Source organism: Rhizobium herbae, from assembly GCF_019511375.1.
GTDB classification, from domain to species: domain Bacteria; phylum Pseudomonadota; class Alphaproteobacteria; order Rhizobiales; family Rhizobiaceae; genus Pararhizobium; species Pararhizobium herbae_A.
Map to the genome: position 1 here is coordinate 1 of NZ_JAEUAO010000021.1, position 380 is coordinate 380.

Consider the following 380-nt stretch of genomic DNA (forward strand, 5'->3'; position numbering starts at 1 on the left):
TACGGTGAATGGGCCTGCCCCGGACAGCGTATCGACCAAGCCACCTGCCTTCACGGCAGCAACAAGCGTGGTGTGATCCTTCGAATTGACCGCATTTTGAATAATGTTCTTGGACGGATACATCGGAGCGCCGCCCACCATGGTGGTCGCTTCGCTATCGCCCATTGCGGCCGCCGCTACGGACGCATAGCCGCCAGAAATGATTGCGAAAGAAACCAGAACACCAGACAACCCTGCCAGTTGAAACCGTTTCATCGTTGACCTCTATCGTGGCGCTTCGCAATGTGGAAGCAATCGATATACGAATCCAACCGGCTATCGGATGCACAAACAGAACATGCGACAACGCATTGGTGGTTCACAGAATTGAGTTGACTTTG

Annotated in this window: 1 protein-coding gene; it reads right to left on the reverse strand. The window is 53.4% G+C overall.

The window, feature by feature from the left end; all coding sequences use genetic code 11:
• On the reverse strand, positions 1-255 hold a 255-nt coding region (locus JNB71_RS24285), incomplete at its 3' end, for a fasciclin domain-containing protein (RefSeq protein WP_431029738.1).
• Between the last annotated feature and the right edge of the window lie 125 nt (positions 256-380).